The organism is Pseudomonas sp. Leaf127, from assembly GCF_001423155.1.
Lineage (GTDB): Bacteria > Pseudomonadota > Gammaproteobacteria > Pseudomonadales > Pseudomonadaceae > Aquipseudomonas > Aquipseudomonas ovata.
The window spans coordinates 243,206-269,057 of record NZ_LMOA01000022.1; the positions used below are offsets into that span (position 1 = coordinate 243,206).

General features: G+C 62.5%; 21 protein-coding genes and 3 tRNA genes. 13 read left to right on the forward strand and 11 right to left on the reverse strand.

Going from position 1 to position 25,852, the window contains the following annotated elements:
* Nucleotides 1-124 precede the first annotated feature (124 nt).
* From ASF84_RS18970 to ASF84_RS18980, 3 genes are all read right to left on the reverse strand, one after another.
* Nucleotides 125-209, reverse strand: a tRNA-Leu gene (locus tag ASF84_RS18970).
* A gap of 54 nt (nucleotides 210-263) precedes the next feature.
* Nucleotides 264-339, reverse strand: a tRNA-His gene (locus ASF84_RS18975).
* A gap of 36 nt (nucleotides 340-375) precedes the next feature.
* Nucleotides 376-452, reverse strand: a tRNA-Arg gene (locus ASF84_RS18980).
* Nucleotides 453-750: 298 nt separating this feature from the next.
* Between ASF84_RS18980 and folD the strand changes: the two genes are divergently transcribed.
* Nucleotides 751-1,605: a bifunctional methylenetetrahydrofolate dehydrogenase/methenyltetrahydrofolate cyclohydrolase FolD gene (gene folD / locus ASF84_RS18985; protein ID WP_056840390.1), complete on the forward strand. Its 855-nt coding sequence runs from the start codon at nucleotides 751-753 to the stop codon at nucleotides 1,603-1,605.
* Between the two features lie 58 nt (nucleotides 1,606-1,663).
* On the opposite strand, the gene cysS is transcribed toward folD, so the two are convergent.
* Nucleotides 1,664-3,046 carry a cysteine--tRNA ligase gene (cysS, locus tag ASF84_RS29200; protein ID WP_056840391.1) on the reverse strand — a complete coding sequence of 461 codons (1,383 nt, stop codon included), beginning with the start codon at nucleotides 3,044-3,046 and terminating at the stop codon, nucleotides 1,664-1,666.
* A 9-nt stretch (nucleotides 3,047-3,055) separates the two neighbouring features.
* The gene (locus ASF84_RS29205; RefSeq protein WP_056840392.1) at nucleotides 3,056-4,750 is read right to left on the reverse strand and encodes a glutamine--tRNA ligase/YqeY domain fusion protein; all 1,695 of its coding nucleotides are present in this window, start codon (nucleotides 4,748-4,750) and stop codon (nucleotides 3,056-3,058) included.
* 233 nt (nucleotides 4,751-4,983) lie between these two features.
* Between ASF84_RS29205 and ASF84_RS19000 the strand changes: the two genes are divergently transcribed.
* Entirely contained in the window at nucleotides 4,984-5,487 is a 504-nt protein-coding gene (locus ASF84_RS19000) for a peptidylprolyl isomerase (RefSeq protein ID WP_056840393.1), read from the forward strand.
* On the forward strand, nucleotides 5,484-6,230 hold the full coding sequence (gene lpxH, locus ASF84_RS19005; protein ID WP_056840394.1) for a UDP-2,3-diacylglucosamine diphosphatase: 747 nt from the start codon (nucleotides 5,484-5,486) through the stop codon (nucleotides 6,228-6,230). The genes ASF84_RS19000 and lpxH overlap by 4 nt, the downstream gene beginning before the upstream one ends.
* On the opposite strand, the gene ASF84_RS19010 is transcribed toward lpxH, so the two are convergent.
* Nucleotides 6,216-7,403 (reverse strand): Bcr/CflA family multidrug efflux MFS transporter, encoded by a 1,188-nt coding sequence (locus ASF84_RS19010; RefSeq protein ID WP_056840395.1) that lies wholly within the window; start codon nucleotides 7,401-7,403, stop codon nucleotides 6,216-6,218. The genes lpxH and ASF84_RS19010 overlap by 15 nt on opposite strands.
* A gap of 150 nt (nucleotides 7,404-7,553) precedes the next feature.
* On the opposite strand from ASF84_RS19010, the gene ASF84_RS19015 reads away from it, so the two are divergent.
* The 6 genes from ASF84_RS19015 (at nucleotide 7,554) to ASF84_RS19040 (ending at nucleotide 12,501) form a co-directional block, all read left to right on the forward strand.
* Complete coding sequence (locus ASF84_RS19015) at nucleotides 7,554-8,216, forward strand: helix-turn-helix transcriptional regulator (protein WP_056840808.1); 663 nt, start codon at nucleotides 7,554-7,556, stop codon at nucleotides 8,214-8,216.
* A gap of 90 nt (nucleotides 8,217-8,306) precedes the next feature.
* Entirely contained in the window at nucleotides 8,307-9,131 is an 825-nt protein-coding gene (locus tag ASF84_RS19020; protein ID WP_056840396.1) for a molybdenum cofactor biosynthesis F family protein, read from the forward strand.
* Nucleotides 9,115-9,912, forward strand: a complete 798-nt coding sequence (locus ASF84_RS19025; protein ID WP_442963077.1) for an SDR family NAD(P)-dependent oxidoreductase — start codon at nucleotides 9,115-9,117, stop codon at nucleotides 9,910-9,912. The genes ASF84_RS19020 and ASF84_RS19025 overlap by 17 nt, the downstream gene beginning before the upstream one ends.
* Entirely contained in the window at nucleotides 9,912-10,673 is a 762-nt protein-coding gene (locus tag ASF84_RS19030) for an SDR family oxidoreductase (RefSeq protein WP_056840398.1), read from the forward strand. Before ASF84_RS19025 ends, ASF84_RS19030 begins: the two co-directional genes overlap by 1 nt.
* 135 nt (nucleotides 10,674-10,808) lie before the next feature.
* Nucleotides 10,809-12,107, forward strand: coding sequence for an NAD(P)/FAD-dependent oxidoreductase (locus ASF84_RS19035; RefSeq protein WP_056840399.1), 1,299 nt, complete (start codon nucleotides 10,809-10,811; stop codon nucleotides 12,105-12,107).
* 28 nt (nucleotides 12,108-12,135) lie between these two features.
* Nucleotides 12,136-12,501 carry a cupin domain-containing protein gene (locus ASF84_RS19040; RefSeq protein WP_056840400.1) on the forward strand — a complete coding sequence of 122 codons (366 nt, stop codon included), beginning with the start codon at nucleotides 12,136-12,138 and terminating at the stop codon, nucleotides 12,499-12,501.
* Nucleotides 12,502-12,507: 6 nt separating this feature from the next.
* On the opposite strand, the gene ASF84_RS19045 is transcribed toward ASF84_RS19040, so the two are convergent.
* The 4 genes from ASF84_RS19045 to ASF84_RS19060 form a co-directional block, all read right to left on the reverse strand.
* Entirely contained in the window at nucleotides 12,508-13,098 is a 591-nt protein-coding gene (locus tag ASF84_RS19045) for a TetR/AcrR family transcriptional regulator (RefSeq protein WP_056840401.1), read from the reverse strand.
* Between the two features lie 106 nt (nucleotides 13,099-13,204).
* Nucleotides 13,205-14,167 carry a transcriptional regulator FeaR gene (gene feaR / locus ASF84_RS19050; protein ID WP_056840402.1) on the reverse strand — a complete coding sequence of 321 codons (963 nt, stop codon included), beginning with the start codon at nucleotides 14,165-14,167 and terminating at the stop codon, nucleotides 13,205-13,207.
* Nucleotides 14,168-14,281: 114 nt separating this feature from the next.
* Nucleotides 14,282-14,860 carry a DUF3156 family protein gene (locus tag ASF84_RS19055; RefSeq protein WP_056840809.1) on the reverse strand — a complete coding sequence of 193 codons (579 nt, stop codon included), beginning with the start codon at nucleotides 14,858-14,860 and terminating at the stop codon, nucleotides 14,282-14,284.
* On the reverse strand, nucleotides 14,841-16,340 hold the full coding sequence (locus tag ASF84_RS19060; protein WP_056840403.1) for an APC family permease: 1,500 nt from the start codon (nucleotides 16,338-16,340) through the stop codon (nucleotides 14,841-14,843). The genes ASF84_RS19055 and ASF84_RS19060 overlap by 20 nt, the downstream gene beginning before the upstream one ends.
* Before the next feature lie 289 nt (nucleotides 16,341-16,629).
* On the opposite strand from ASF84_RS19060, the gene ASF84_RS19065 reads away from it, so the two are divergent.
* Nucleotides 16,630-17,958 carry a hypothetical protein gene (locus tag ASF84_RS19065; RefSeq protein WP_056840404.1) on the forward strand — a complete coding sequence of 443 codons (1,329 nt, stop codon included), beginning with the start codon at nucleotides 16,630-16,632 and terminating at the stop codon, nucleotides 17,956-17,958.
* 264 nt (nucleotides 17,959-18,222) lie between these two features.
* On the opposite strand, the gene ASF84_RS19070 is transcribed toward ASF84_RS19065, so the two are convergent.
* Entirely contained in the window at nucleotides 18,223-23,076 is a 4,854-nt protein-coding gene (locus ASF84_RS19070; protein WP_056840405.1) for an NAD-glutamate dehydrogenase, read from the reverse strand.
* A gap of 444 nt (nucleotides 23,077-23,520) precedes the next feature.
* Between ASF84_RS19070 and ASF84_RS19075 the strand changes: the two genes are divergently transcribed.
* The 3 genes from ASF84_RS19075 (at nucleotide 23,521) to ASF84_RS19085 (ending at nucleotide 25,850) form a co-directional block, all read left to right on the forward strand.
* On the forward strand, nucleotides 23,521-23,880 hold the full coding sequence (locus ASF84_RS19075; RefSeq protein ID WP_056840406.1) for a hypothetical protein: 360 nt from the start codon (nucleotides 23,521-23,523) through the stop codon (nucleotides 23,878-23,880).
* Between the two features lie 42 nt (nucleotides 23,881-23,922).
* Nucleotides 23,923-24,681, forward strand: coding sequence for an amidohydrolase family protein (locus ASF84_RS19080; RefSeq protein WP_056840407.1), 759 nt, complete (start codon nucleotides 23,923-23,925; stop codon nucleotides 24,679-24,681).
* Between the two features lie 209 nt (nucleotides 24,682-24,890).
* On the forward strand, nucleotides 24,891-25,850 hold the full coding sequence (locus tag ASF84_RS19085; RefSeq protein WP_056840408.1) for an AAA family ATPase: 960 nt from the start codon (nucleotides 24,891-24,893) through the stop codon (nucleotides 25,848-25,850).
* Nucleotides 25,851-25,852 lie beyond the last annotated feature (2 nt).

The following is a 25,852-nucleotide window of genomic DNA, read 5'->3' on the forward strand; positions in this document are numbered from 1 at the left end:
AATAATGAACTGAAAGTTTGCGGCGGGTGGCGAAAGACCACGAAACCCGGCGCAATAAAAAGCCCGCACAAGGCGGGCTTTTCAAGGGTTTGCGCAAGCCGGCGAAGGCCTGCGAAACCTGGGTTGGTGCGGAAGGAGAGACTCGAACTCTCACGTCTTGCGACGCTGGAACCTAAATCCAGTGTGTCTACCAATTCCACCACTTCCGCGCGAAACACTTAAAGCAAAGGCGCCAGATTATGAGTCTGGCGCCTTTTCGAATATGGGGTGGACGATGGGGATCGAACCCACGACAACAGGAGTCACAATCCTGTGCTCTACCAACTGAGCTACGCCCACCATATTGCGTGTTACCTGTGCCAAAGCTGCCAGTTATGGCGCACCCGGCAGGACTCGAACCTGCGACCATCCGCTTAGAAGGCGGATGCTCTATCCAGCTGAGCTACGGGCACTTATATAATCTGCATCTTGAACGACGACAAATTAAAGGCTTCAGACCACATCGAAAAAGGCTTTAACCCACCCGACCTGATCAGCATTAACCAGCACTGCATCAAGCTGTGCTTGGCTCTGCCCGACAAGTGCGACGAATCTTATAGACGAGCCAAAAGGTCGTCAACCTCTTTTTTAAAAAAACTCAGGCAGATAAAGGGCTTAGCCACATCGGCAAGCCAAGCGTCTTTGCCATGACGTCATGTCATGCGAGAATACGCGCTCTTTTCAATCCCTCTCGATGGTTATCATCCGTCTATGACTGCAAAACTAATCGACGGCAAAGCGATCGCCGCCAGCCTGCGCCAGCAGATCGCCGAACGTGTCGCCGAACGTCGCCAACAAGGCCTGCGTACACCTGGCCTCGCGGTGATCCTGGTGGGCAGCGATCCCGCCTCCCAGGTCTACGTCTCGCATAAGCGCAAGGATTGCGAAGAAGTAGGCTTCCTCTCCCAGGCTTATGACCTGCCGGCGACGACCACTCAGGTCGAGCTGACCGACCTGATCGATCGCCTCAACGATGACACTCAGGTCGATGGCATCCTGCTGCAATTGCCGCTGCCAGCACACCTGGATGCCTCGCTGCTGCTCGAACGCATTCGCCCCGACAAGGACGTGGACGGCTTCCACCCTTATAACGTCGGGCGCCTGGCCCAGCGCATTCCGCTGCTGCGTCCGTGCACGCCCAAGGGCATCATCACCCTGCTGCAAAGCACCGGTGTCGACCTTTATGGGCTGGATGCGGTGGTGGTCGGTGCGTCGAACATCGTCGGCCGGCCAATGGCCATGGAGCTGCTGCTGGCCGGCTGCACCGTGACCGTGACCCACCGCTTCACTCAGGACCTGGCCGGCCATGTGGCCCGCGCTGACCTGGTGGTGGTGGCCGCCGGCAAGCCGGGACTGGTCAAGGGCGAGTGGATCAAGCCGGGCGCCATCGTGATCGATGTCGGCATCAACCGTCAGGCCGATGGCAAGCTGGTGGGCGACGTGGTCTACGACACCGCCCTGCCCCGTGCCGGCTGGATCACTCCAGTGCCAGGCGGTGTAGGCCCGATGACCCGTGCCTGCCTGCTGGAAAACACCCTGTATGCGGCTGAAACCCTGCATCAATAAGGCGTTTTTCGCGTACAAAAACGGCACCCTCGGGTGCCGTTTTTCATTGCAGCGCGTATCAGTCAGCCAGACGCCAGGTTGTACCACCCTTGCCGTCTTCCAGCACCACGCCCATGGCGGTGAGCTGGTCGCGGAGGCGGTCCGATTCGGCCCAGTTCTTCTCGGCGCGTGCGGTCAGGCGTGCCTGGATCAAGGCCTCGACCTCGGCGGCATCGACCTTGCCTTCAGCGCCGGCACGCAAGAACTCGTCGGCCTCCAGCTGCAGCACGCCCAATACACTGGCCAACTGCTTCAGGCGGGCCGCCAGACCGGCCGCTGCCGCCGCATCGCTGTCGCGCAGGCGGTTGATCTCGCGGACCATCTCGAACAACACCGCACAGGCTTCGGGGGTGCCAAAGTCATCGTCCATCGCCGCCTTGAAACGCTCGACAAAGGCCTCGCCACCGCTCGCTTCGACCGCCGGCAAGCCCTTGAGCGCGTGATAGAAACGCTCCAGCGCGCCCTTGGACTCGCGCAGGCTGTCTTCGGAGTAGTTGATCGCGCTGCGGTAATGGCTCGACACCAGCAGGTAGCGCACCACTTCGGGGTGGTATTTATCCAGCACGTCGCGGATGGTGAAGAAGTTGTTCAATGACTTGGACATCTTCTCGCCATTGATGCGGATCATGCCGCAGTGCAGCCAGGCATTGGCGTAGGTCTGGCCGGTGGCCGCCTCGCTCTGGGCGATTTCGTTTTCGTGGTGCGGAAACTCAAGGTCACTGCCGCCACCATGAATGTCGAAGGTGTCGCCCAGGCAGCAGGTCGACATCACCGAGCACTCGATGTGCCAGCCCGGACGTCCGGGGCCCCACGGCGAATCCCAGCTCGGCTCGCCCGGCTTGACGCCTTTCCAGAGCACGAAGTCCAGTGGGTCGTCCTTGGACTCGTCGACCTCGATGCGCGCACCGATGCGCAGGTCTTCGATCTTCTTGCGCGACAGCTTGCCGTAGCCCTGGAACTTGCCGACGCGGTAGTACACGTCGCCATTGCCCGGTGCATAGGCATAACCCTTGTCGATCAGGGTCTGGATCATCGCATGCATGCCGGCAATGTGCCCGGTAGCGCGCGGCTCCATGTCCGGCTTGAGAATGTTCAGGCGCGCCTCATCCTCGTGCATCGCCGCAATCATGCGCTCGGTCAGGTGCTCGAACGGCTCGCCGTTGTCACGCGCCCGATTGATGATCTTGTCGTCGATGTCGGTGATGTTGCGCACATAGGTCAGGTCATAACCGCTGAAGCGCAGCCAGCGGGTCACCACGTCGAAGGCAACCATGCTGCGCCCGTGGCCCAGGTGGCAGTAGTCGTAAACGGTCATGCCGCACACGTACATGCGCACATGGTTGCCGTCGAGTGGCTTGAAGACTTCTTTGCTCTTGGTGAGCGTGTTGTAGATCGAAAGCACTTTCTACCCTCAGCTCCACGAATCGCGAAGCGTTACTGTGCGGTTGAACACCGGTCGGCCAGGCTGCGAGTCCTTGATGTCGGCGCAGAAGTAACCTTCGCGCTCGAACTGGAAACGGTCCTCCGGCTGCGCATTGGCCAGCGAAGGTTCAGCACGACAACCTGTCAGCACTTGCAGGGAGTCAGGGTTGATGTTGTCCAGGAAGCTGGCACCCTCTTCGGCCTTTTCAGGCGAGGCGGAGCGGAACAGGCGGTCATAGAGGCGCACTTCGCACTCGACGCTTGCAGCGGCGGGTACCCAGTGGATCACGCCCTTGACCTTGCGACCCTCAGGGTTCTTGCCCAGGGTGTCGGGGTCGTACGAGCAGCGCAGTTCGACGATAGTGCCGTCGGCATCCTTGATCGCTTCGTCGGCACGGATCACATAGCTGCCGCGCAGGCGCACTTCGCCGTTGGGCTCCAGGCGCTTGTAACCCTTGGGCGGCTCTTCCATGTAGTCGTCGCGGTCGATGTAGATTTCGCGGGCAAATGGCAGCTCGCGCACGCCCAGGTCTTCCTTGGGGTGACGCGGCAGTTCAAGCGTCTCGACCTGGCCTTCAGGGTAATTGGTGATTACCACTTTGATTGGGCGCAGGACGCACATGGCACGCGGCGCACTGCGGTCCAGGTCATCGCGGATGCTGAATTCGAGCATGGCGAAGTCGACCACGCCGTCGGAACGGTTGGTGCCGATCATCTCGCAGAAGTTACGGATCGAAGCCGGCGTGTAGCCACGACGGCGGAAACCCGACAGGGTCGACATGCGCGGATCGTCCCAGCCCTGCACGTGCTTTTCGTCGACCAGTTGCTTGAGCTTGCGCTTGCTGGTGACCGTATAGCTCAGGTTCAGGCGCGAAAACTCATACTGGCGCGGCTTGCACGGCACCGGCAGGTTATCCAGGAACCAGTCGTACAGCGGACGATGGCTTTCGAACTCCAGGGTGCAGATCGAGTGGGTGATGCCTTCGATGGCGTCCGACTGACCATGGGTGAAGTCATAGATCGGGTAGATGCACCATTTGTCGCCGGTCTGGTGGTGATGGGCATGCCGAATGCGGTACAGGATCGGGTCGCGCAGGTTCATGTTCGGCGAAGCCATGTCGATTCTGGCACGCAGCACACGGGCGCCGTCTTCGAACTCGCCGGCCTTCATGCGCGCGAACAGGTCCAGGTTTTCCTCGACGCTGCGCTCGCGGAACGGGCTGTTCTTGCCAGGCTCGGTCAGGGTGCCGCGGTATTCGCGGGCCTGCTCGGGGGTCAGGTCGTCAACGTAGGCCTTGCCGGCCTTGATCAGCTCGACCGCCCAGTCGTGCAACTGGTCGAAGTACTGCGAGGCATAGCGCACCTCACCGGCCCACTGGAAGCCCAGCCACTTGACGTCACTCATGATGGCGTCGATGTATTCCTGGTCTTCCTTGGCCGGATTGGTGTCATCGAAACGCAGATGCGTAGCGCCGCCGAACTCGTTGGCCAGGCCGAAGTTCACGCAGATCGACTTGGCGTGACCGATGTGCAGATAGCCGTTGGGCTCGGGCGGGAAGCGGGTGATGATTTTGCTGTGCTTGCCCGCGTCCAGGTCGGCCTGCACGATCGGGCGCAGGAAATTGGTAGGGACGACAGGGCCTGCCTTTGCGTTCGCAGCGGATTCTGGGGTGGGCTTGCTCATGGGATCCTTGGGCATACGGTTTCGCGGCCAGGAAGGGCCGGTCAAATCAAAGCGCCTATCATAGCCGATGCTGTCAAGCCCCTGACAACACACTGAGCGAAAACTGCCGCTTCTGGCGCGGCGAGGATGAGCGAACGCACAAAAACCCTGAAAAAAGATGTATCGCACACGTTAAACTGCGCGTCAGGGTGACATTACACCTGTTCATGAATGCCAGAGAGAGCGACTTTTTTATGTCCAAAGTAAAACTGACCACCAACCACGGTGACATCGTCCTGCAACTGAACGCTGAAAAGGCGCCGATCACCGCCGCCAACTTCATCGAGTACGTGAACGCCGGCCACTACAGCAACACCGTTTTCCACCGCGTCATCGGCAACTTCATGATCCAGGGCGGCGGTTTCGAGCCGGGCATGAAAGAAAAGAAAGACAAGCGTCCGAGCATCCAGAACGAAGCCGACAACGGCCTGCCGAACAAGAAGTACAGCGTGGCCATGGCCCGTACCATGGACCCGCATTCGGCCTCGGCGCAGTTCTTCATCAACGTCGCCGACAACAGCTTCCTCAACCACAGCGGCAAGACCACCCAGGGCTGGGGCTATGCCGTGTTCGCTGAAGTGATCGAAGGCACTGACGTGGTCGACAAGATCAAAGGCGAGAAGACCACCAGCAAGGCAGGCCATCAGGACGTGCCGGTTGAAGACGTGATCATCGAGAAAGCCGAGATCGTTGAGTGATTCTGCTGATCTCCGATCTTCATCTTGAAGAGGAGCGCCCGGACATTACCCGGGCGTTCCTGGATCTGCTGGCCGGCCCTGCCCGCACGGCCCAGGCGCTGTATATCCTCGGGGACTTCTTCGAAGTCTGGATCGGTGACGATGCCATGTCGCCGTTCCAGACCTCGATCTGCCAGGCCCTGCGCGCACTCAGCGACAGTGGCACCCCCCTGTTCCTGATGCATGGCAATCGCGATTTCATGCTCGGCCAGCGCTTTTGCAAGGCCGCCGGCTGCACCCTGTTGCCCGACCCCAGCGTCGTATCGCTCAACGGTGAGCAGGTGCTGCTGATGCACGGCGACAGCCTGTGCACCCGCGATGTCGGCTATATCAAGATGCGTCGCGTGCTGCGCAATCCGTTGGTGCTGTTCATCCTGCGCCATTTGCCACTGCGTACCCGGCACAAGCTGGCACGCAAGCTGCGCAATGAAAGCCGCACCCAGGTCAGTATGAAGACCAATGACATCGTCGATGTCACCCCCGATGAAGTGCCGCGTGTGATGCAGCAATACGGGGTGCGCACTCTGATTCATGGCCACACCCACAGGCCGGCGATCCACAAGCTGCAGATCGGCGACCACACCGGCCAACGCATCGTACTGGGTGACTGGGACCGCGAGGCCTGGGTGCTGCAGGTCGACGAACACGGGTTTGCCCTGCACGCCACAAGCCTTGCGCCCGAGCCCCTGCTACAACTGAGCTGAGACCTTTTGGCGGCGGGCAAAGCGCAACGCCAGCCAGGTGCCGAGACCGCACGCCCCCATGATCAGGCACATTGGTAGCGGCGTACCCTCGTACAGCGCTCCTACCAGCGCACTGCAGGCCATGCCCAGCCCGAACTGACACGCCACCGCCAGCCCGGCCGACGCGCCAGCCTGGTGTGGAAAGGCGGCCAGAAGGCTGGCCAGGCAATTGGCCCCCAGCAGCCCGGTGATGCTGACATACAGCACCACGCCCGCCGCCACGGCCGGCAGACCGCCCCAGCCACTGACGCCGACCACCAGCAAGGCCGCGCCCGCCAGCGCCGCGACTGCCGTACCGATACTGAGCAGCCGCTGCGGCCCAAGGCGCTTGACCAGCCGGGCATTGAGCCAGGTGGCAATGATGATGCCCAGGATATTCAGGCCGAACAGCCAGCCGTAGCCCAGTGGCGACAGGCCAAAATAGTCGATGTAGACGAACGGCGAAGCGGTGATGAACGCGAACATGCCACCAAAGCCCAGGCCCATGCACAGGATGTAGCCGATCGCCAGCGGCTGCACGGCCATACGCCCATAGGCACGAAACACCTGCCCCACCGAGGCGCCGCGCCTGGCGGGCGGCAGGGTCTCCGGAATTTTCCAGGCCACGGCCACAAGGCACACGGCGGAAAACACCGCCAGCAACACAAATAGCGAACGCCAGCCCGCCAGCAGCATCAGATAACCGCCGATCAAGGGTGCCGCCAGGGTCGCCAGCATGCTCACCAGGTGCATCAGCGACAGCACCCGTGCCGCCTCGTCGAGGGGAAACAGGTCACGCACAAGGGTGCGCCCCAGCACCGATGCCGCCGCCCCACCCAGCGCCTGGAGAAAACGCCAGAACAGCAGATGTTCCACCTGCGCGGCCAGGGCACAGCCGAGGCTGGCCAGCAGGTACAGCACGATCCCGCCCAGCAGCAGGCGCCGGCGCCCGAACCGGTCCGACAATGGCCCGTACAGCAACATGCCCAGACACAGCCCCCCGAGAAATACGCCGATGGTCATCTGCACCTGGGCATGCCGGGCACCAAGATCGTCGGCAATGGCAGGCAGGCTGGGCAGGTACATGTCGACCGACAGCGGGCCGAACGCGACCAGCGCGGCCAGCAGGACAATGAGGCGTTGCGGCTTGAGCATCGAAGACTCCGACAAATAACGATTCCGTTAACAAGTTAACTTTTTAATCGCAATTTCTGCAATGCCCTGGCAGCCACAGGCAAGACACCAGGTCGTGCCTCGGTGAATAATGCCGGCCTGTGCCTGATCACTGCCTGTGAGGGTCGCTCCATGAATGTGTGTCGCCATGAACTGGCCCGTCATTGCCTGAACGCCTTCACCCGCCAGGTACCGGCGGCGTTGGGCGCGTTCTACCGCATCGACGATCATCTGCAGGCCTGCGACTTCCAGTTGCTGGGCATGCAGCCGCCGATGCATGACGCCTGGCTGCAGCACTACCGCTGGCTGGACCCGTTGCAACCCAGCGCCTGCACGGCCATCGGCCAGCCAGTGATTGCCCTGCGCGAGGGTCTGGCGCATCAGGACGCCTACAGTAGCGACCAGTACCAGCGGTTTTTACGGCGTCACCAGGTGGTCGACGTAGTGGAAGTCATCGCCCAGGTCGAGGGTCGCCCGCTGCTGGGCATTTCACTGTTGCGCTGCGAGGGCCAGGGTCTGTTCCAGCCCCATGAGCTGGACAGCCTGCTGCCGTTGCATGGACTGATGCAGATGGCCGCGCACAGCCTGCCGCAGGCCACCGCGACCGACCGCCTGCAAGGCCTGACCCCGCGTGAGCGGCAAATCGCCGTACTGTTGCAGGACGGCGCCAGCAACAAGCACCTGGCGCGCCAGCTCGACCTTGGCCTGCCCACGGTCAAGACCCACCTGATCAACCTGTTTCGCAAGGTCGGCGTGAAAAGCCGTACCGAACTGGTCAGCCGCCTGTTTCTGTAAAACCGCCTGCCTCAACCATCCGGTTGATACCGCCCGCGCCCCTGCCCCGGCACCATCGTGCTCATCATTCACCGCACGAGTACTTAACCGATGAGCACCCAAAACGACTGGATCACCGTCGGCGCCCTGGCCGATGGCTTTGCCACCGAATCCTTCATTCTGCCCAACGTTGTCGAACTGGCAGGCCAGGCGTTCGAACTCAATTTCGCCAATGGCTGGCAGATCAGCCACCGCTTCGACGCCGAGCAGGTGCACTGGCAGGCGGCCGATGGCCACAGCACCGGCAGTGCGCCATACCGCGCCACCTCCTTGCGGGCAGGCATCTACCTGGTGGATTTCCTCAAGCATGAAGGCGGCCAGCACTGGTCGATCAGCCTGGTACTCGACACCCTGAGCGCTTCGTTCACCGCCGTGATCGGACGCCTGCCCGAAGCCGCCGACACCCGCGAAGGCCTGTATGCCCGCGCCCTGGCCGGCAAGCAACTGACCGGTGTACAAGCCGAATTCCTGCACGGCAGCCTCAATCAACCCTGGCAGGAAGGCGCCTGCCCGCATGCGCCCACCGATGAACTGACCGGTGTGCGCAACCTGTACCGCTACAGCCCCACCGAGGTCTACGAGCATATCTACCTGAACCGCGACTATTACACCTGGCAGTGCATCAAGGGGGTGGAACAGGGTTTGTGCGACACCGACCGTGCGCATTACTACAAGATTGCCGAGCAACTGTACCTGTTCGTGTGGCGCGAAAAGATCGTGCCGACCCTGGGCCTGATCGTCATCGACCTGCAGCAGCATCGCAGCGACGGCAAGATCTACGGCTATGCCGGCGATACCTTTGACACGCTGAGCAACTTCCCCGTGGCCTCGTACTGCCGCCTGCTCAATGTCACGGAGTATGGCGACGATGCCTGAGACCTTCCTGATCACCGGGGCCGGCACCGGCATCGGCGAAGCCTGTGCCCGGCGCCTGGCCGCCGACGGCGCCAACCTGGTGCTGGTGGGGCGCCGCCGCGAACCGCTGGAGCGCGTCGCGGCCGACACCGGCGCCCTGGTGCTGGTCGGCGACGCTGCATGCCCAAGCACCTGGGACAGTTTCATCGAACAGATTCGCCAGCGTTTCGGTGGCCTCAATGCACTGCTGGCCTGCGCCGGCGGCCACGGCCTGGGCAGCGCCACCGAAACCAGCCCCGAGTCGTGGCAAGCGGCACTGCGCAGCAACCTGGACAGCGCGTTCTACAGTGCCCGGGCCTGCCTGCCGCTGCTGATCGAGCGGCGCGGCAGCATCGTGCTGCTGGGCTCGATCGCCTCGCTGGCGGCCGGCCCTGAAGTGTGCGGCTACACCACTGCCAAACACGCATTGCTGGGCCTGAACCGCTCGCTGGCCCGCGACTACGGGCCGCTGGGCGTGCGGGTCAATTGCGTGTGCCCCGGCTGGGTACGCACACCGATGGCCGATGAAGAAATGCAGCCGTTGATGGCGCACTACGCCGAAGACCTGGACGCCGCCTATGCCCGGGTGACTGCCGAGGTACCGCTGCGCCGCCCGGCCCTGCCGGAAGAAATCGCCAGCCTGTGCTGCTTTCTGATCAGCAGCGAGGCCAGCATCATCACCGGCGCCACGCTGGTGGCCGATGGCGGCTCCAGCGTCGTCGATGTGCCCACACTGGCCTACACCCGCCTGGGAGGTGCCTGATGCTCGACTTTACCGGACACACCGTACTGGTCACCGGTGGTGCACAAGGCATCGGCCAGGCCATCGTCGAAGCCTTCAGCGCCCGGGGTGCCCGGGTGGTGATTGCCGACCTGAACCTGCAGGGGGCCGAGACGCTGGCCCACAACCTGCGCCAACAGGGCCGTCAGGTCGAGGCCCAGGGCGTCGACCTGGCCGACCGCGAGGCTATCGTGGCCTTGCTCACCCGCCTGGACCGGCTTGATGTGCTGGTGCACAACGCCGGCTACTTTCCGCTGACACCGTTCGAGCAGATCACCCCGGCCATTCTGCAGCGCACGCTGGATGTGAACCTTTCAGCGCTGTTCTGGCTGACCCAGGCCGCCCTGCCGCACTTCAGGCAGCAAGGGCGCGGCACTGTGCTGGTCACCTCCTCGGTCACAGGTCCCAGGGTCGCGTTTCCAGGCCTGAGCCATTACGCCGCGTCCAAGGCCGGGGTCAACGGCTTCATTCGCAGCGCCGCCCTGGAACTGGCACCCCTGGGCATCCGGGTCAACGGAGTGGAGCCGGGCATGATCGCCACCCCGGCCATGGGCAACCTGGGTGATAACGGCCTAAGCGAACGCATTGCCAAGGGCGTGCCACTGGGCCGGCTGGGCGCCCCGGCCGACATTGCCAACGCCATGCTTTACCTGGCATCGGACCTGGCCGGCTATGTCACCGGCCAGACGATCATTGTTGATGGCGGGGCCACGCTGCCCGAGACACTGGCAAACATCGACTGAAGGCTGGCAAACACATACAAATCCGCCGTCACACTCAGGCAAGACAGCCTGTGGCCTGCTGGCCCTTAATAAGCCCCATCGGCGCAGCGCTTCACGGCGCGACCGTTGTGTCTTTATCAGCCCTGGGCCTGCACCATGATCACTATCGAAACGCCGACCTATTACTCAGCGACAAAAAAATACAACCTGAGTTTTCCGACGCTCGAACACGACGTCGAGGCCGATGTGGTGGTCATCGGCGGCGGTTTCTCGGGCATCAATACCGCGCTTGAGCTGGCCGAAAAAGGCATCACCAACATTGTGGTGCTCGAAGCACGCTACCTGGGGTTTGGCGGCACCGGGCGCAATGGCGGGCAGATCATGGCCGGCATCGGCCACGACCTGGAGAAGATCCGCAGCAGCGTCGGCGAAAGCGGCATCCGCGAGATTTTCGAGATCAGCGAGTTGGGCGCCGGAATCATCAAGGAGCGCATCGCCCGCTACGACATCGACGCCGACTTCTGCCACGGCTACGGCTACCTGGGCTTCAACAAGCGCCAGGAGCAGACCCTGCGCAACTGGGAGCGCGACTTCAAGTCAATCAACAACAAGGACGAGATCCGCTTTCTGGCCGGTGCCGAGGTGAAGCAGATCATCGGCTCCGACGTCTATGGCAGCGCCCTGCTGCACATGGGCGGCGGCCATGTGCACTCGCTCAACCTGCTGCTGGGCGAGGCCAAGGCCCTGAGCGGGCTGGGCGTGCGCCTCTACGAACACAGCCCGGCGCTGGAGGTGCAGTACGGCGAGCGCATCACCGTGCGCACCGGGCGCGGCTCGGTCAAGGCCAGCAAGCTGCTGTGGGCCTGCGACAGCTTCCTCAACAAGCTCGAACCGCAACTGCACAGAACCACCGTCAACACCTATGCCTTCCAGATGGTCACCGAGCCATTGCCGGAAGAACTGATCCAGCGCATCAGCCCGATTCGCGGTGCCTACAGCGACATTCGGCCGGTGATCGACTATTACCGGGTCACCCGCGAAAACCGCCTGCTGTTCGGCTCGGCCACGCCGTTCATCGAGCACATCCCCCGCGACCTCAAGGCCTGGAACCGGCGCCTGATGCTCAAGGTGTTCCCGTACCTCAAGGACGTCAGGATCGACCTGGCATGGGGCGGGCCGATGGCCACCGGTGCCAACCTGTTTCCGCAACTGGGCACGCTCAACGGCCGGCGCAATGTGTTCTACGTGCAGGGCTACTCGGGATTTGGCGTCACCCCCAGCCACATCATCTGCAAGGTGCTGGCCGAGGGCATGAGCGAGGGCTCCGCGCGCTATGACCTGCTCAGCGCCATCCGCCACCCCGACATCATCGCCAAGGACCTGCTGCGCCCGCTGCTGCTGACCGGCGGCAAGACCTTTCACCAATTGTCCGGCTACTTCAACGGTCGCCGCTGATTCATTTCATTCCTACAGGAGCACTGCCATGACCCTTACCGTAATCAACAAAGCTGTCCAATTGAGCGAACTCGATGCCTGGGGCCCTGTGGCCGACATGGGCTCGACCGTGCTGGAAGGCGATGTCCAGGCCTTCGGCAAGATGACCTTCGGCGCACCGACCGATCCGGTCAGCAGTGCCTACTTCGGCACCACCCAGGGCAAGTTCCGCATGGTCTACCCGTTCGACGAACACGCCACCGTGGTCACCGGCGAGCTGGTGCTGACCGATGAATCGACCGGTGCCGTCAGCCGCTACCAGCCCGGCGACAGCTGGTTTGTGACCAAAGGCACGCCGGTGCTGTGGGAAGTGGTCAGCGAGAGCTTCGTGAAGCATTACTTCGCAGTGGTCTGATCGGCCTCAACGCTGCATCAGCGACAATGAATCGCAGAACAGGCGCCACAGCGCCTTGAGCCTTCTGTCATAGGCTTCGGGCGTGGCGTAGATCAACTCCACATGCAGGCTGTCGACGATGCCCTGGTAGGCATCGGCGAACAGCTGCCGGTCAGCCTCGCCCATAGAGGGGTAACGCTGCCCGAGCAAATGCACAAAGCGTTCGCGCAGCACCGCCAGATAGCCCTCGAACCCGGCACTGATCACCGGGCGCAACGCTGTGGGCGGATAGAACGCCGCACGCAGTAAAAAGCGCAGCGATGCCGAGGTCCGGTGACGCTCGGCCATCTGCTCGACATGCTCGCGGCCCGGCACGGCATTCAGTCCACTGTCAGCGCTGAAACCACTTTCCATGTACAGCCGCTCGTTTTCCAGGGCTCGCTCGAACACGATCAGGTACAGGTCATCCTTGCTGGCAAAGTGCGAGTAGAGCGACGGCTTGCGCATATTGGCCAGGGTCGCAATGTCATTGAGCGACGAGCCGTCATAGCCACGCTCGGCAAAATGTTCAATGGCCAGGCCACAGATTCGCTCGGCCGAAGCACTCAGGGTTTTCATCAATCCATGTCCTGGCAAAGTGCGCGACCTAACGATAGGTCGCAAAACGGGCCACTATAAGAGTCCCTTCTGCACGGGTCAAACCGCACGCCGGAACCTCCGCCCGTCACGCCGCCCCCGCTGCATGGGTCAGCCGATAACTGCGAAAGTCCTTGGGCGATTGCTCGAACTGTTTCTTGAACGAGCGGCTGAAATGCGCCGAATCGGTAAAGCCCCACTTGTAGGCAATGGTGGTGATCGACTCGCTGCGCAAAAAAGGATTGGCCAGGTCTTCGGCGCTGCGCTTGAGCCGTGCGCGCTGGATATAGCGGCACACGCTGTCGCCTTCATCTTCGAACAGGCGGTACAGGTGCCGTACGGAAATATTCAGGCGTGTGGCCAGGGCCGATGGCGTCAGGCCCGGCTGGCCGAGGGACTCGTCGATAAGCTTCTGCACATAACTGCGCAGGTTGGCATTGCCCAGCGCCCCGAGTTCCGGACACTGCGCCTGGCTGTGTTCCAGCGCCGAGGGCAACAGGGAAACCAGTGCGTTCTGCAAGCCGTGCTCGTCGCTGTCGGGCATTTCTTCGGCGCCGGTGTCCTTGCACATCTGGTCCATCAGCACATGCAACATGCGCCCACAAGTGCGAGTGGCCGAGACTTTGCCGAAGGTCAGGCGTTCGTGCTTCATGGCCTTGAGCACATCCTGGCGCGGCAAGGACAGCGAAGCGTGCTCAATCAGGCCGAACGGGGTGATTTCACAGGAGCCGGTGGAATCCATCAGCAACAGGTCGCCCGGCGCCAGCTTGATGCTCAGGCCATGCTGGGTGACCTGCGAATACCCGCTGCGCTGGCTGACCAGAAAACAGTCCTGGTCGTTGTCCTGGTCGGCACTGCCGGCCTGACGCAGGATATTGCCGGCATTGGTGCGCAGGCTGGCCAGTTCAAGACCGGAGCGGGACCAGGTGTGGATTTCACCGATGAACAGTGAACGATTGAATGCCAGCTCGGTGTCGAAGCGACCACAGATGGCGTGCAGCCTGGCATTCCATTGCTCAAGGCCATTACGGGCGGTTTGATCAGCGTGCATACCTACCTCTCTGATAAGTCATTCTTGTTATGTGCGCATTGATAACATGTTAACAATATACGCACAACAGGGATGCGACTGACCGGATAAAGGCAGGATACGTGCCAGATGTTTCTAGATCTGCGCCAACACCCTTTGCAGGGCTTTCAACGCTGCAAACAATGCGGCTTTCTGCTCGCCGGCAATGCTGATATAGCGCCTGAACGCCGGCATTCGATTGACCACTTCGCTGCCGCCCATGTGTTCCAGGCGCACGATCCACTGGCCTGCGGCCGCCTCCAGAGTCAGACGCTTGAAGTCCAGCGGCATCAGCGCCTCGATCAGCGGGCGATCCAGTTCCAGCGCCTGACGCAATGCCGCCAGGGCTGTGTCGTCACCACCGCGATGCCGACAGCGCAGCCCGGTGCGACGAATCGACCCGGTATGGTGCATATCGTAACGACCGCTGCACCGGGTTACAGCGGGCACCGTCAAGACGAACTCGCTCATCACCAGGTGCATCAGCAATTGCGACTCGGTGCGCTCGCGCACTTCGCAGCTCAGGTCCGGCAGGCTCAGGCGCGCCTTGCGCGGCTCGATCAGTTGCCAGGCCGCGATGCCCAGGTTGCGGCGCAGGTGCTCAAGCGTTACGCCGGGACGGTAACCGCTGGGGTCACGTTCGGCGCTCAGGCCTTCAAACAGTCTTGAGAGCAGCACGGTCAGCCTCCTGTGCCTGCAAGCCGGGTTCGCTGGCGAACTCTTTGGCCAGCACTTCTTCGACCGAGGCGGGCCTGAACGGATGAACGCGCTGCACCACCAGCGTCCAGAACAGCGCATAGGCCGCCGTGGCCGCCAGCATGATGCCGAACGGCACATAGATATCGGCCGGGTTCATGCCCGGTGGCGTAATGAACCACATGCCCAGCAGAATACCGACGCTGGAGACGATCTGCGGCAACGGGAACCACGGTGAACGGTAGGCGCGCGGCAGGTCGGGACGGCGGATACGCAGGCTGACCACCGAGATCGTCACCAACAGGTAGGCGGTGCTCCAGGCACAGACGGCGGCCAGTACCAGGTGAATCATATTGTCGGCGTTGCCACCCAGCCACCAGGCGTGCAGGCACGGAATCAGCATCGCCACCAGAATGCACAGCAGCGGCGTCTTGAAGCGCGGGCTCAGGTAGGTGAACACCTTGGGCAACGCGCCATCGACGGCCATGCCATAGATGATCCGCGGCACACCGGCCATCAGGGTATTGATGGTCGCAGCGCCTGCAAACAGAAAACCGATGCCCAGCCAGATCGGGCCGATGTCGCCCATCACCTGCTCGGCAAATTTCGGAATCGCCATCGGCGTGTCCAGCAGGTGCACGCCGGTGGCGGCATCGAGCAACACGTTTTCGACCTGGCGCTTCATCGCGGCGCCATAGATGAACATGCAGGTGGCCACGCCGAGCAGGCCGAGAATCATCGCCTTGGGCAGCACCCTGGCCGACTGGCGCAGGTCCGGTGCCAGCGGCGTAACGAATTCGCAGCCCACGAACATGAACATCGCCATGCCGACCAGCGACAGGATGGTGATCAGGTCGGTGCCCACCAGTGATACGCCGAACAGGCCGTCCAGTTCGACGGCGGGCGCTGCGATCAGGCCCAGCACACCGAAGGTCATCAGCGTCACCCACATGCCGAAGGTCAGGATGATTTCCACCTTGCTGAACGCGCTGACACCAAACGCGTTGAGGACCCCCAGCACCACGACAAAACCCACGCCCAGCAGCCAGGAGCCACCGGCCGACTCCGCCAGAGTATTGAGGTGCTCGAAATTCACCAGCGCCATGACCCCGGCCAGGATCGTCTCGGCGGTGCCGGCAAACACATGCACGATCAGGTAGGCCGACAGTGTGCCGGTGATCGCGAAAAAGCGCCCCATGCCACAGTTAATGTAGTCGTACACCGAACCGGTGGTCGGCAGGATCGAAGCGGCTTCGGCAAAGGTGGTGGCCTGGGCCAGCATCATGATCACCGCCACGATCATGGCCAGGGCGAAGGCGCTGCCGCCGATGCCGAAGCCCATGGTGGCGGTGAGGATGACCGGGCTGGCCATAATCAGGCCAATGGTGCTGGCCAGGGCGGTAGGAAAACCGACCGTGCCGCGATTCAGATGCTCGGTGAGCTGTTGGTTGAGTGACATGCTGCGCCCCTGCACAGGAGATGGACATAGGCAGTGCTGACGATCATTGGCGACGCTTGAACCTCTCACCGTCGCCGATGATCGTGGCACTGCGGCATACCAGCCACTTTGCGCCGCCGGTAGCCCTCAGTCTTGCCCATGGCTGACGGTGATTTTGTTGCAGGCTGCCAACCGTGCAGCGCTGGCGAGCAGAAACAAACCGCTGGCACGCGCTGCAAAGACTTGTACCCCCCGCATGCCCCTAACTGGCAGGGCACTCATTACAGACCACCACCAAGGGGGCAACACCATGGAGCGCTTCACTCGACGCAACACCTTGCCAACACTGATCGGCCTGGGCCTGGCCGGCCTGATGAGCGCCGGCAGCGCACAGGCCATCGAACTGTACAGCGATGAAGACACCACGCTGACCGGCAATTTCCTCGCGGTATACGGCCACTTCAACAGCCGCAAGAACTACGACGGCACCGCCGGCGGCTCGACCTGGCGCGAAGGTTTCATCAAGTACGGGCTGAGCGGCACCCAGGGTATTGGCCCGTTCGGCAGCCTGTACGGCACCGCCAACCTGGTCAGCTCCGCCACCTGGGGCGACGGCGATGCGGCCGGCTTTACCGATGGCAGCGAGCGCACCACAAAATTCGATGAAGCCTTCGTGGGCTGGAAATCGGGTGATCTGTTCCCGGTACTGGGCAAGGATGGCGTCGACCTGTCGTGGGGCCGGCAGATCATTACCCTGGGTGACGGCTTTATCATCAACGACGATGGCCTCAACCTGGGCAAGGGCCCGGCCGATGGCGACCTGAACCGCGGCGGTGCCTACTATCTGGCCGCCCGGCACGCCTTCGACAAAACCGTGGCGCTGCGCCTGGGCGGCAAGGAAGGCCTGCACGGCAGCCTGCTGTGGTTCGAATCGGACAACCACGCCCAGGCCAACACCGAAATGGCCGCCGCGACCCTGGAATACACCGCGGCCCCCGGCACCCTGGGGCTGACCTGGATCCATGGCCTGAATGTGGACGAACGCTATGCCAGCGACTTTCAGCGCCAGCGCGACGGCATGAACATCTACAGCCTGCGTGGTGCCGGCAACGCAGGGATCGAGAACGCCCACTTCTCGTTCGAATACGCCCGCCAGAACAAGAACGCCGGTGACGAGAACGCCTGGTACCTTGAAGGCGGCTACACCTTCGCCGACCTGCCCTGGAGTCCGGACCTGACCTACCGCTACAGCCGCTACTCCGAAGGCTGGGACTCGATGTTCACCGGCCTGAACCGTGGCTTCGGCACCTGGTTCCAGGGCGAAGTGGCGGCCAACTATTCCGGACCGTTCAACAGCAACACCGGCATTCATCATGTGGGCCTGAAGGTCAAGCCGCTGGAAAACCTGACCCTGGGCGCGCTGTTCTTCGATTTCAAGACTCTGGACACCCGTGCGGCCTTGAACCTGGACGGGCGTGAACTGGACGTATATGCCGAGTGGGCGGTCAACGAGCACCTGATCATCACCCCACTGGTAGGCCTGTACAAACCGCGCAAGGACCAGGACACCGGCGGCAACCAGTTCGGCGGCAACGGCAGCAACCTGTACAGCCAGGTGATCGTGGCCGTACCGTTCTGATTCAACGCAGTCGCGCAGCAAACAGGGGCCCGGGTAGGAGCGCGCTTGCCCGCGACCGGCTGCGTTAGCAGTCGTAAAATTGTGGCGTTTCCGAGATATTGAATGTGTTTGCAATCAAAAAATTGCAGCGTTTGACACATTTTGCGAGCGCTACGCACTCGGTCGCGGGCAAGCGCGCTCCTACAAAGCCCCGCCGTGGCGTAAAAACAAAAAACCCCGCCTTTCTCAAGGCGGGGTTTTTCGTTTTACCGCAGCCTCAACCCGTTACAGCGGGTTGGCCTGCGCGCTCATCGCCAGGTCCAGCAACTCGCGGTTGGCCACCGCGTACATGGCGTAGTCGGTGCCGCTGGCCGCACGCAGCTCGACCAGCATGGCACGCCAGCGCTCGACCATGGCCGAATGCTGCTCCAGCCACAGCGCCAGGCGCTCTTCCACGTCTGCCGGACCATCGACCATCTGCAAGACAGAGATGGTGATCGCCCGCTGCTGCCAGTCGATGTCGTCGCGGAACGCCTCGCGGGCCAGGGCCTGCCAGTTGTTTTCCACCGGCAGGCTGCTGATCTGCTGCAGGTACCAGGTGATTTCCAGGGCACTGCCCACCGCAAAGTAGGTCTTGGCAACGTCGGCGGCGTTCTGCCCGGTGACGTCGGAAGCCTCGATGATCGGCAACAGGGTGTACAGGTGCGTGGTGCCGGCCACCATGCGCGCGAGCAATTCCGGCACGCCGGACTCCACGTACGCCTCGTAGCGTTCCTGCCAGACCGTACGGGTACGGCCTTCGAGCAGGCCATCCAGCTTCAGGCCCAGGGCCGCGATGTGCGGACCGAAGTGTGCCACGTCGCGCGCCGCATCCAGCTCGTTGCGGCGGCTGCGCAGGAACCAGCGGGTGGCCCGGCGACCCAGGCGCATCAGCTCGTCCATCAGCGCCAGCTGGATCTCGGCCGGCACCTTGTAATCCAGCGCTTCGATCTGGCGGAACCAGTGCGGCAGATGGAAGATGTCACGCACGATCACGTAGGCACCGGCCACGGCGGCGGCGCTCATGCCGGTGGACTCCTTCAGGCGCTGCACGAAGGTGATGCCCATGTGGTTGACCAGGTCGTTGGCGATCTGGGTGCTGACAATCTCGCGCTTGAGGCGGTGATTGCGCATGGCCACAGAGAAGTTGGCCGCCAGCGACGACGGGAACGCGGTTTCCATGTCCCGTGCCAGGTAATCGTCATCCGGCACGCGCGATTCCAGCAGCGCTTCCTTGAGGTCGATCTTGCTATAGGAGATCAGCACCGACAGCTCGGCACGGGTCAGGCCATGGCCGGCCGCCACGCGCTCGGCAATCTGCTCTTCGGACGGCAGGAACTCAATGACGCGGTCCAGCTTGCCACGCAGTTCCAGGTCGTTCATCAGGCGCTTGTATTCGGCAATCCGGTCGTAGGCACGCCGGGCCGCCAGGGACAACGCCTGGGTCTGCTTGTAGTTGTTGCCCAGCACCAGATGGCCGACATCGTCGGTCATGCTTTCGAGCAGCTGGTTGCGCTGCTTCTGGGTCATGTCGCCGGCCTGGACCACTTCGTTGATCAGGATCTTGATGTTCACTTCGTGGTCGGAGCAGTCCACACCACCGGCGTTATCGATGAAGTCGGTGTTGGTCGCGCCGCCATGCAGGCCGAACTCGACACGGCCCAGTTGGGTCATGCCCAGGTTACCGCCCTCGCCCACCACCTTGCAGCGCAGCTCGTTGCCATTGACGCGCAAGGCGTCGTTGGCCTTGTCGCCGACATCGGCGTGGCTTTCTTCGCTGGACTTGACGTAGGTGCCGATACCGCCGTTCCACAACAGGTCCACTGGCGCCTTGAGCAAGGCATGCAGCAGTTCGGTCGGGGTCAGCTTGTCGGCCTTGATGTCAAAGCGCGCCTTGATCTGCTCGCTCAACGCGATGCTCTTGGCGCTGCGCGGGAAGATACCGCCGCCCTCGGAGATCAGGCTGGCATCGTAGTCGGTCCAGGCCGAACGCGGCAGGTCGAACAAGCGCTGGCGCTCGGCGAAGCTGGCGGCCGGGTCCGGATTGGGGTCGATGAAGATATGCAGGTGGTTGAAGGCTGCGACCAGCTTGAGCTTGTCGGACATCAACAGGCCGTTGCCGAACACGTCACCGGCCATGTCGCCAATGCCGATCACCGTGATGCTGTCCTGCTGGACATTGATGTCACGTTCACGGAAGTGACGCTGCACGCCCACCCACGCGCCCTTGGCGGTGATGCCCATCTTCTTGTGGTCGTAACCGGCCGAACCGCCCGAGGCAAAGGCGTCGCCCAGCCAGAAGCCGTAGTCGATGGCAATGCCGTTGGCGATGTCGGAGAAGGTCGCGGTGCCCTTGTCGGCCGCCACGACCAGGTACGGGTCGTCGTCATCGTGACGCACCACGTTGATCGGCGGCACCAGCACGCCTTCCTTGAGGTTGTCAGTGATGTCCAGCAGGCCGGAAATGAAGATGCGGTAGCAGGCGATGGCCTCGGCCTGGATCTCGTCGCGACCGCCAGTGGTCGGCAGCCGGCGCGGCACGAAACCGCCCTTGGCACCGACCGGCACGATCACCGAGTTCTTGACCTGCTGGGCCTTGACCAGACCCAGCACCTCGGTGCGGAAGTCTTCTTCACGGTCCGACCAGCGCAGGCCGCCGCGGGCCACGTTGCCGAAGCGCAGGTGCACGCCTTCAACGCGCGGCGAGTAGACGAAAATCTCGAACTTGGGCACCGGCTTGGGCAGCTCGGGAATCAGGCGCGGGTTGAACTTGAAGCTGAAGTAGCCCTTGCTCTGGCCGTTGGCATCGGTCTGGTAGAAGTTGGTGCGCAGGGTGGCCTTAATCAGGTCCAGGTAGCGACGCAGGATGCGGTCTTCGTTGAGCACCTGGACATCGTCCAGGGCCGTGAGGATCGCCTGCTCCAGACGCAGCTGCTTGTCGTCCAGGTCGTCGGCACCCAGCTTGCGCGCCAGGTAGAAGCGGGTCTTGAACAACCGGGTCAACTCGCGAGCGATGTCGGTGTGGTTGTTCAGGGTGCTGGCGATGTACCCCAGGTCGAAGCCCAGGCGGATCTGCTTGAGGTAGCGGGCGTAGGCACGCAGCAGTGCCACGTCGCGCCACGGCAGGCCGGCGGTCAGCACCAGGCGGTTGAAAGCGTCGTTCTCGGCATCGCCACGCACGATGTGCACGAAAGCGTCCTGCAGCACATCGTTGAGCTGCTGGATATCCAGGTTCAGGCCTTCGGCGGTGAAGGCAAAGTCATGAATCCAGAACTCGCGGCCATTGACGTGGCGCAGGCGGTACGGGAACTCGCCGAGCACGCGCAGGCCGAGGTTCTCCAGGATCGGCAGCACGTCCGACAACGCCAGCGGGGTGTCGGCGTGGTACAGCTTGCAATGCAGTTGCTGGCGGCTGCCCGACAGCGGCTGGTAGAAGCTCATCACCAGTGGATTGGTTTCCGACAGGCTCTGCACGTGCTGCATGTCGACCACGGCCGAATGCGCGGCAAAGCGCTCGCGGTAGCCGGCCGGGAAGCCCTTGGGAAAGTCTTCCAGCACGTTGGTGCCGTTGGCCTCGCCGAAGCTTTCGATCACCAGGCTGGCGTAGTCGTCCTTCCACGAACGGCAGGCCTGGATGACTTCGTTTTCCAGTTGCAGCGGATCGATTTCCAGATTGATCTTGGGGTCGACACGCAGGATCAACTGCACACGGGCCAGTACCGACTCGGAGAAGAAGGTCCAGAACTCGCAGTCGCTGGCCTTGAGGCGGTCCATCAACACCTGCTGGATCTTCTGCCGTACTTCGGTGGAGTACACGTCACGCGGCACATAGGCCAGGCAGTAGCAGAAACGGCCATACGGATCCTTGCGCAGGAACACACGGATCTTGTTGCGTTCCTGGATCTGCACGATCGACATCACGGTGCCGAACAGGTCGTCCACCGGGGTCTGGAACAGGTCGTCACGCGGCAGCACTTCCAGGACCTGCGCCAGCTCCTTGCCCAGGTGGGCCTTGGCGTCGAAGCCGGAGCGGCGCTCGACTTCCGCGACCTTGCGGCGGATATAGGGAATCTGGTGCACGCTCTGGCCATACACGCTGGAGGTGTACAGGCCCATGAAACGGCATTCCTTGACCACGGTGCCTTCGGCGTCGATCAGACGGATCGATACATAGTCAGGATAGGCCGGGCGGTGGACGCGGCTTGGCAAGGCGGCCTTGGTGAACGACAGCAGGGTCGGCTCCTGCAGGTACTTCACCGCATAGTCTTCGATGTGCAGCTCTTCGGTGCTCAGGCCCACGCGCAGCAGCTTGGTCAGGCCCAGGAGAGACGACGGGTCGTATTCGATCTGACCGCCATCGGCCTCACCGTGGACCTTGAATTCTTCATAGCCCAGGAAGGTGAAGTGGTTGTCGAGCAACCACTGCAGGAACACCTTGACCTCGGATTTCTCTTCGCCGTCGATGCTGTATTCACTGTTGTCGATGGCAGCCAGCACATCGTTGACACGGGCCTTCATGGCCTCGAAATCTTCGACCACCACGCGCACTTCGCCCAGTACCAGCTCCAGCTCGCGCGCCAGGGTGTTCAACTCGCTGGCATTGGAGCAGCGGTCGATTTCCAGGTACATCAACGACTCTTGCTTCACATCAGGGCCGGTGGTGCCCTTGGGCAGCAGCTCCAGCAACTCGCCTTGCGGCCCGCGACGCACGCTCAGCACGGTAGTCTGCAGGGTGTGGATGCTGTAGCTGCGGCGGTTCAGTTCGGTGCGGACCGAGTCGACCAGAAATGGCAGGTCGTGGTGCAGCACTTCGATCACGGTGTGGGTCGATTGCCAGCCGTGACGTTCGTAGTCGGGGTTGTAGGCGCGTACTTGCGGGGTTTGGTGCTCGAAGCGTTCCAGCAGTCGCCAGGCCGACAGGGTGCAGCCCGCCAGGTCGGAAAGGCGACGCTGGGTCAGTTCGTCCAGGGAAATGATGCCGAAGAATTGTTCGGCGAACAGCGCCACTTGTGGCAGTGCCTGTTCACTGATGTGCTGAGCCAGGGCCGCCTGCAGTTGATGCTGGAAGTCGGCCTTGCTGGCTGCGGTGAAGAACGCCATCGATGATACTCCGCTTTGCTTTTATAGAGGGAGGCTTGGAGCAGGTGTCGCGATCAGGGCATGATCGAGTGTAGAGCCAAACGGGCGAAGCCTGCGTGCCGGGCTCCAGCCTTTGTGAATTCCGGGAAGTACGTCAGAAAAAAGCGACGAACCGGTGTCGTCCATGCGCAAGCCGTTCGTCGCCTTTCAGCTTAACGATAGCGGTGCGTACAGGGCGTACAAGGCTGCGACATATTCGGTCATCGTGTGACTGCCCGGGTCTGCAGCTGTTTCGAAGTGATGCATTTATGGAGTTCGACAGGGACTGTCTTGTTATTGGGTCGGGGGGCTCACTGACACACCCAGGCAGCCCCGATGACCCGACCGCCCATCCCGCTGCAGCAATGTTCATCAAGGACTGGCAAACTCACCGCTTTGCCAGCCGCCTGCCCAGGAAGTCACCCCATGCTTATCAATACCCCCTGCCTGATCGCCAACCCGTGCGACGACGAATACGACGACATGGCCCTGCTCTGCTGCCACGGCGAAGACGGCGACCTGTTCTCCCTCAGCCGCTTCCCCGACGAAAACGAAATCGAAATCAGCCTGGGCGACGACAAGACCCTGGCCGTCACCCACCTGAAAGTCACCTTCGGCGCCGAACGCCTGCTGGTCGAGCTGGACGCTGCCGATGCGGCCAGACTCGGGGGCGACACGCGGTACGAGATCCGCCACGCCAGCGATGCCCTCGACCTGCGCGAAGCCGACGACACATTGCGCATCATTCTTGCCAATGTCGGTATATATGTCAGCGAGATCGCCTGATCCGGGGGAGTAAAGTCAGGCGTCCTCTTTCTGGAGCCTGCCATGACCGCCCCCCGCTTCGACGCCCACTGCCATATCTTCAACCCGAGGTTCCGACTCAAGACCCACCTTGAGTCGCCACCCGAGCCCTTTACCGTCCAGAACTACCGGGACTGTGTCGTGCCACTGGGGTTCAGTGGTGGCGTCGTGGTCTCCAGTGCCCTGCAGGGTTACCAGCAAGGCCACCTGCTGGACTCACTGCGCTGGCTGGGACCGGGCTTCGTGGGCGTGACCCAGGTCTCGCCGATGATCACCCATGCCGAACTCGACACCCTGAACGGCTTCGGCATCCGCGGCCTGCGCCTGACCCTGCGCCGCGGCGGGGCCCTGTTGCCCGAACAGGTGCTGGACCTGGCCCGGCGCGTCCACAGTCATGTCGGCTGGCACACCGAACTGGCGATCGATGCCCGCGAACTGGCCGAACTGCAAGAAACATTGCTGCAGCTCCCGGCCCTGAGCCTGGATCACCGGGCGCTCAGCCGGCCGGCGCTGCCGACCCTGCTGCGCCTGGCCGAGCAAGGTGTGCACCTCAAGGTCTGCGCACCAGGACGCTTCAGTCCGGGGCTGGCCTCGATCCTGCGGGATCTGCACGACGCCAACCCGAACGTGCTGATGTTCGGCAGCGGAGCGCCCCTGATTCCCGGGCAACGCGGCATTACCAAGCGGGACATCGACCTGCTGTACGACATTCTGGGCGACGCCGGCGCGCAACGGACGCTATGGCACAACGCCTTTAGCTTCTACCGCCTGCAAACTTCGTGAGAAAAAGCCGGGGCTCCATGCCTTGTCAAGGCATGACCACCCCCCTGGACGCATAAAAAACACCTGCCGTCATTAGTGGTTCAAGCCCCGGATGCATTAAAGTATCGCCCCCGGTCCAGGGTCTGAACGAAGGTCGGCAAGCAAAGCCCGGCAATCGCCCCTGACCGTTATCCGACATAACGGCACCCGCCTGCCAGGAACCATCACCGATGGAACATCGTGAAGCGCTGAATGCGCTGCGAACCTTTCTTTCCACCCAGATCCTCGGTCAGGAAAAGCTGGTCGAGCGCCTGCTGATCGCCCTGCTTGCCGACGGCCACATGCTGGTTGAAGGCGCGCCGGGGCTGGCCAAGACCAAGGCCATCAAGGAACTGGCCGAAGGCATCGAGGCGCAGTTCCATCGCATTCAGTTCACCCCCGACCTGCTGCCCGCCGACATCACCGGCACCGAAATCTACCGGCCGGAAACCGGCAGCTTCGTGTTCCAGCAAGGGCCGATCTTCCATAACCTGGTGCTGGCCGACGAAATCAACCGCGCCCCGGCCAAGGTCCAGTCGGCCTTGCTCGAGGCCATGGCCGAGCGCCAGGTCAGCGTCGGGCGCAGTACCTATGACCTCTCGCCGCTGTTCCTGGTCATGGCCACCCAGAACCCGATCGAACAGGAAGGCACCTACCCGCTGCCCGAAGCGCAGCTCGACCGCTTTCTGATGCACGTCAAGATCGGCTTCCCGGATGCTGCCGTGGAACGCAAGATCCTCCAGCAGGCGCGTGGCGAAGCCCTGAACGGCGAGACCAAGCCCGAGCGCCGGGTCAGCCAGCAAGCCATCTTTGCCGCACGCAAGGAAATCCTGGGTCTGTACATGGCCGACGCTGTCGAGGAATACCTGGTGCAACTGGTGATGGCCACCCGCACCCCGGCCAAGTTCGACCCGGAGCTGGCCGAGTGGATCGCCTACGGCGCCAGCCCCCGTGGCTCCATCGCCCTGGACCGCTGCTCACGGGCCCATGCCTGGCTGGCCGGGCGCGACTTTGTCAGCCCCGAAGACATCCAGGCCGTGCTGTTCGATGTCTTGCGCCACCGGATCATCCTGTCCTTCGAAGCCGAGGCGGCCGGCATCGACCAGGACCGGGTGACCCAGCGTATCCTCGACGTCGTCGCTGTCGCTTGACG

Coding starts and splice junctions, on each gene's coding strand:
- folD (WP_056840390.1), top strand. CDS start 751: ATGACTGCAAAACTAATCGACGGCAAAGCGATCGCCGCCAGCCTGCGC.
- ASF84_RS29205 (WP_056840392.1), bottom strand. CDS start 4,750: ATGAGCAAGCCCACCCCAGAATCCGCTGCGAACGCAAAGGCAGGCCCT.
- ASF84_RS19000 (WP_056840393.1), top strand. CDS start 4,984: ATGTCCAAAGTAAAACTGACCACCAACCACGGTGACATCGTCCTGCAA.
- ASF84_RS19010 (WP_056840395.1), bottom strand. CDS start 7,403: ATGCTCAAGCCGCAACGCCTCATTGTCCTGCTGGCCGCGCTGGTCGCG.
- ASF84_RS19015 (WP_056840808.1), top strand. CDS start 7,554: ATGAATGTGTGTCGCCATGAACTGGCCCGTCATTGCCTGAACGCCTTC.
- ASF84_RS19020 (WP_056840396.1), top strand. CDS start 8,307: ATGAGCACCCAAAACGACTGGATCACCGTCGGCGCCCTGGCCGATGGC.
- ASF84_RS19025 (WP_442963077.1), top strand. CDS start 9,115: ATGGCGACGATGCCTGAGACCTTCCTGATCACCGGGGCCGGCACCGGC.
- ASF84_RS19030 (WP_056840398.1), top strand. CDS start 9,912: ATGCTCGACTTTACCGGACACACCGTACTGGTCACCGGTGGTGCACAA.
- ASF84_RS19035 (WP_056840399.1), top strand. CDS start 10,809: ATGATCACTATCGAAACGCCGACCTATTACTCAGCGACAAAAAAATAC.
- ASF84_RS19040 (WP_056840400.1), top strand. CDS start 12,136: ATGACCCTTACCGTAATCAACAAAGCTGTCCAATTGAGCGAACTCGAT.
- ASF84_RS19045 (WP_056840401.1), bottom strand. CDS start 13,098: ATGAAAACCCTGAGTGCTTCGGCCGAGCGAATCTGTGGCCTGGCCATT.
- feaR (WP_056840402.1), bottom strand. CDS start 14,167: ATGCACGCTGATCAAACCGCCCGTAATGGCCTTGAGCAATGGAATGCC.
- ASF84_RS19060 (WP_056840403.1), bottom strand. CDS start 16,340: ATGTCACTCAACCAACAGCTCACCGAGCATCTGAATCGCGGCACGGTC.
- ASF84_RS19065 (WP_056840404.1), top strand. CDS start 16,630: ATGGAGCGCTTCACTCGACGCAACACCTTGCCAACACTGATCGGCCTG.
- ASF84_RS19070 (WP_056840405.1), bottom strand. CDS start 23,076: ATGGCGTTCTTCACCGCAGCCAGCAAGGCCGACTTCCAGCATCAACTG.
- ASF84_RS19075 (WP_056840406.1), top strand. CDS start 23,521: ATGCTTATCAATACCCCCTGCCTGATCGCCAACCCGTGCGACGACGAA.
- ASF84_RS19080 (WP_056840407.1), top strand. CDS start 23,923: ATGACCGCCCCCCGCTTCGACGCCCACTGCCATATCTTCAACCCGAGG.
- ASF84_RS19085 (WP_056840408.1), top strand. CDS start 24,891: ATGGAACATCGTGAAGCGCTGAATGCGCTGCGAACCTTTCTTTCCACC.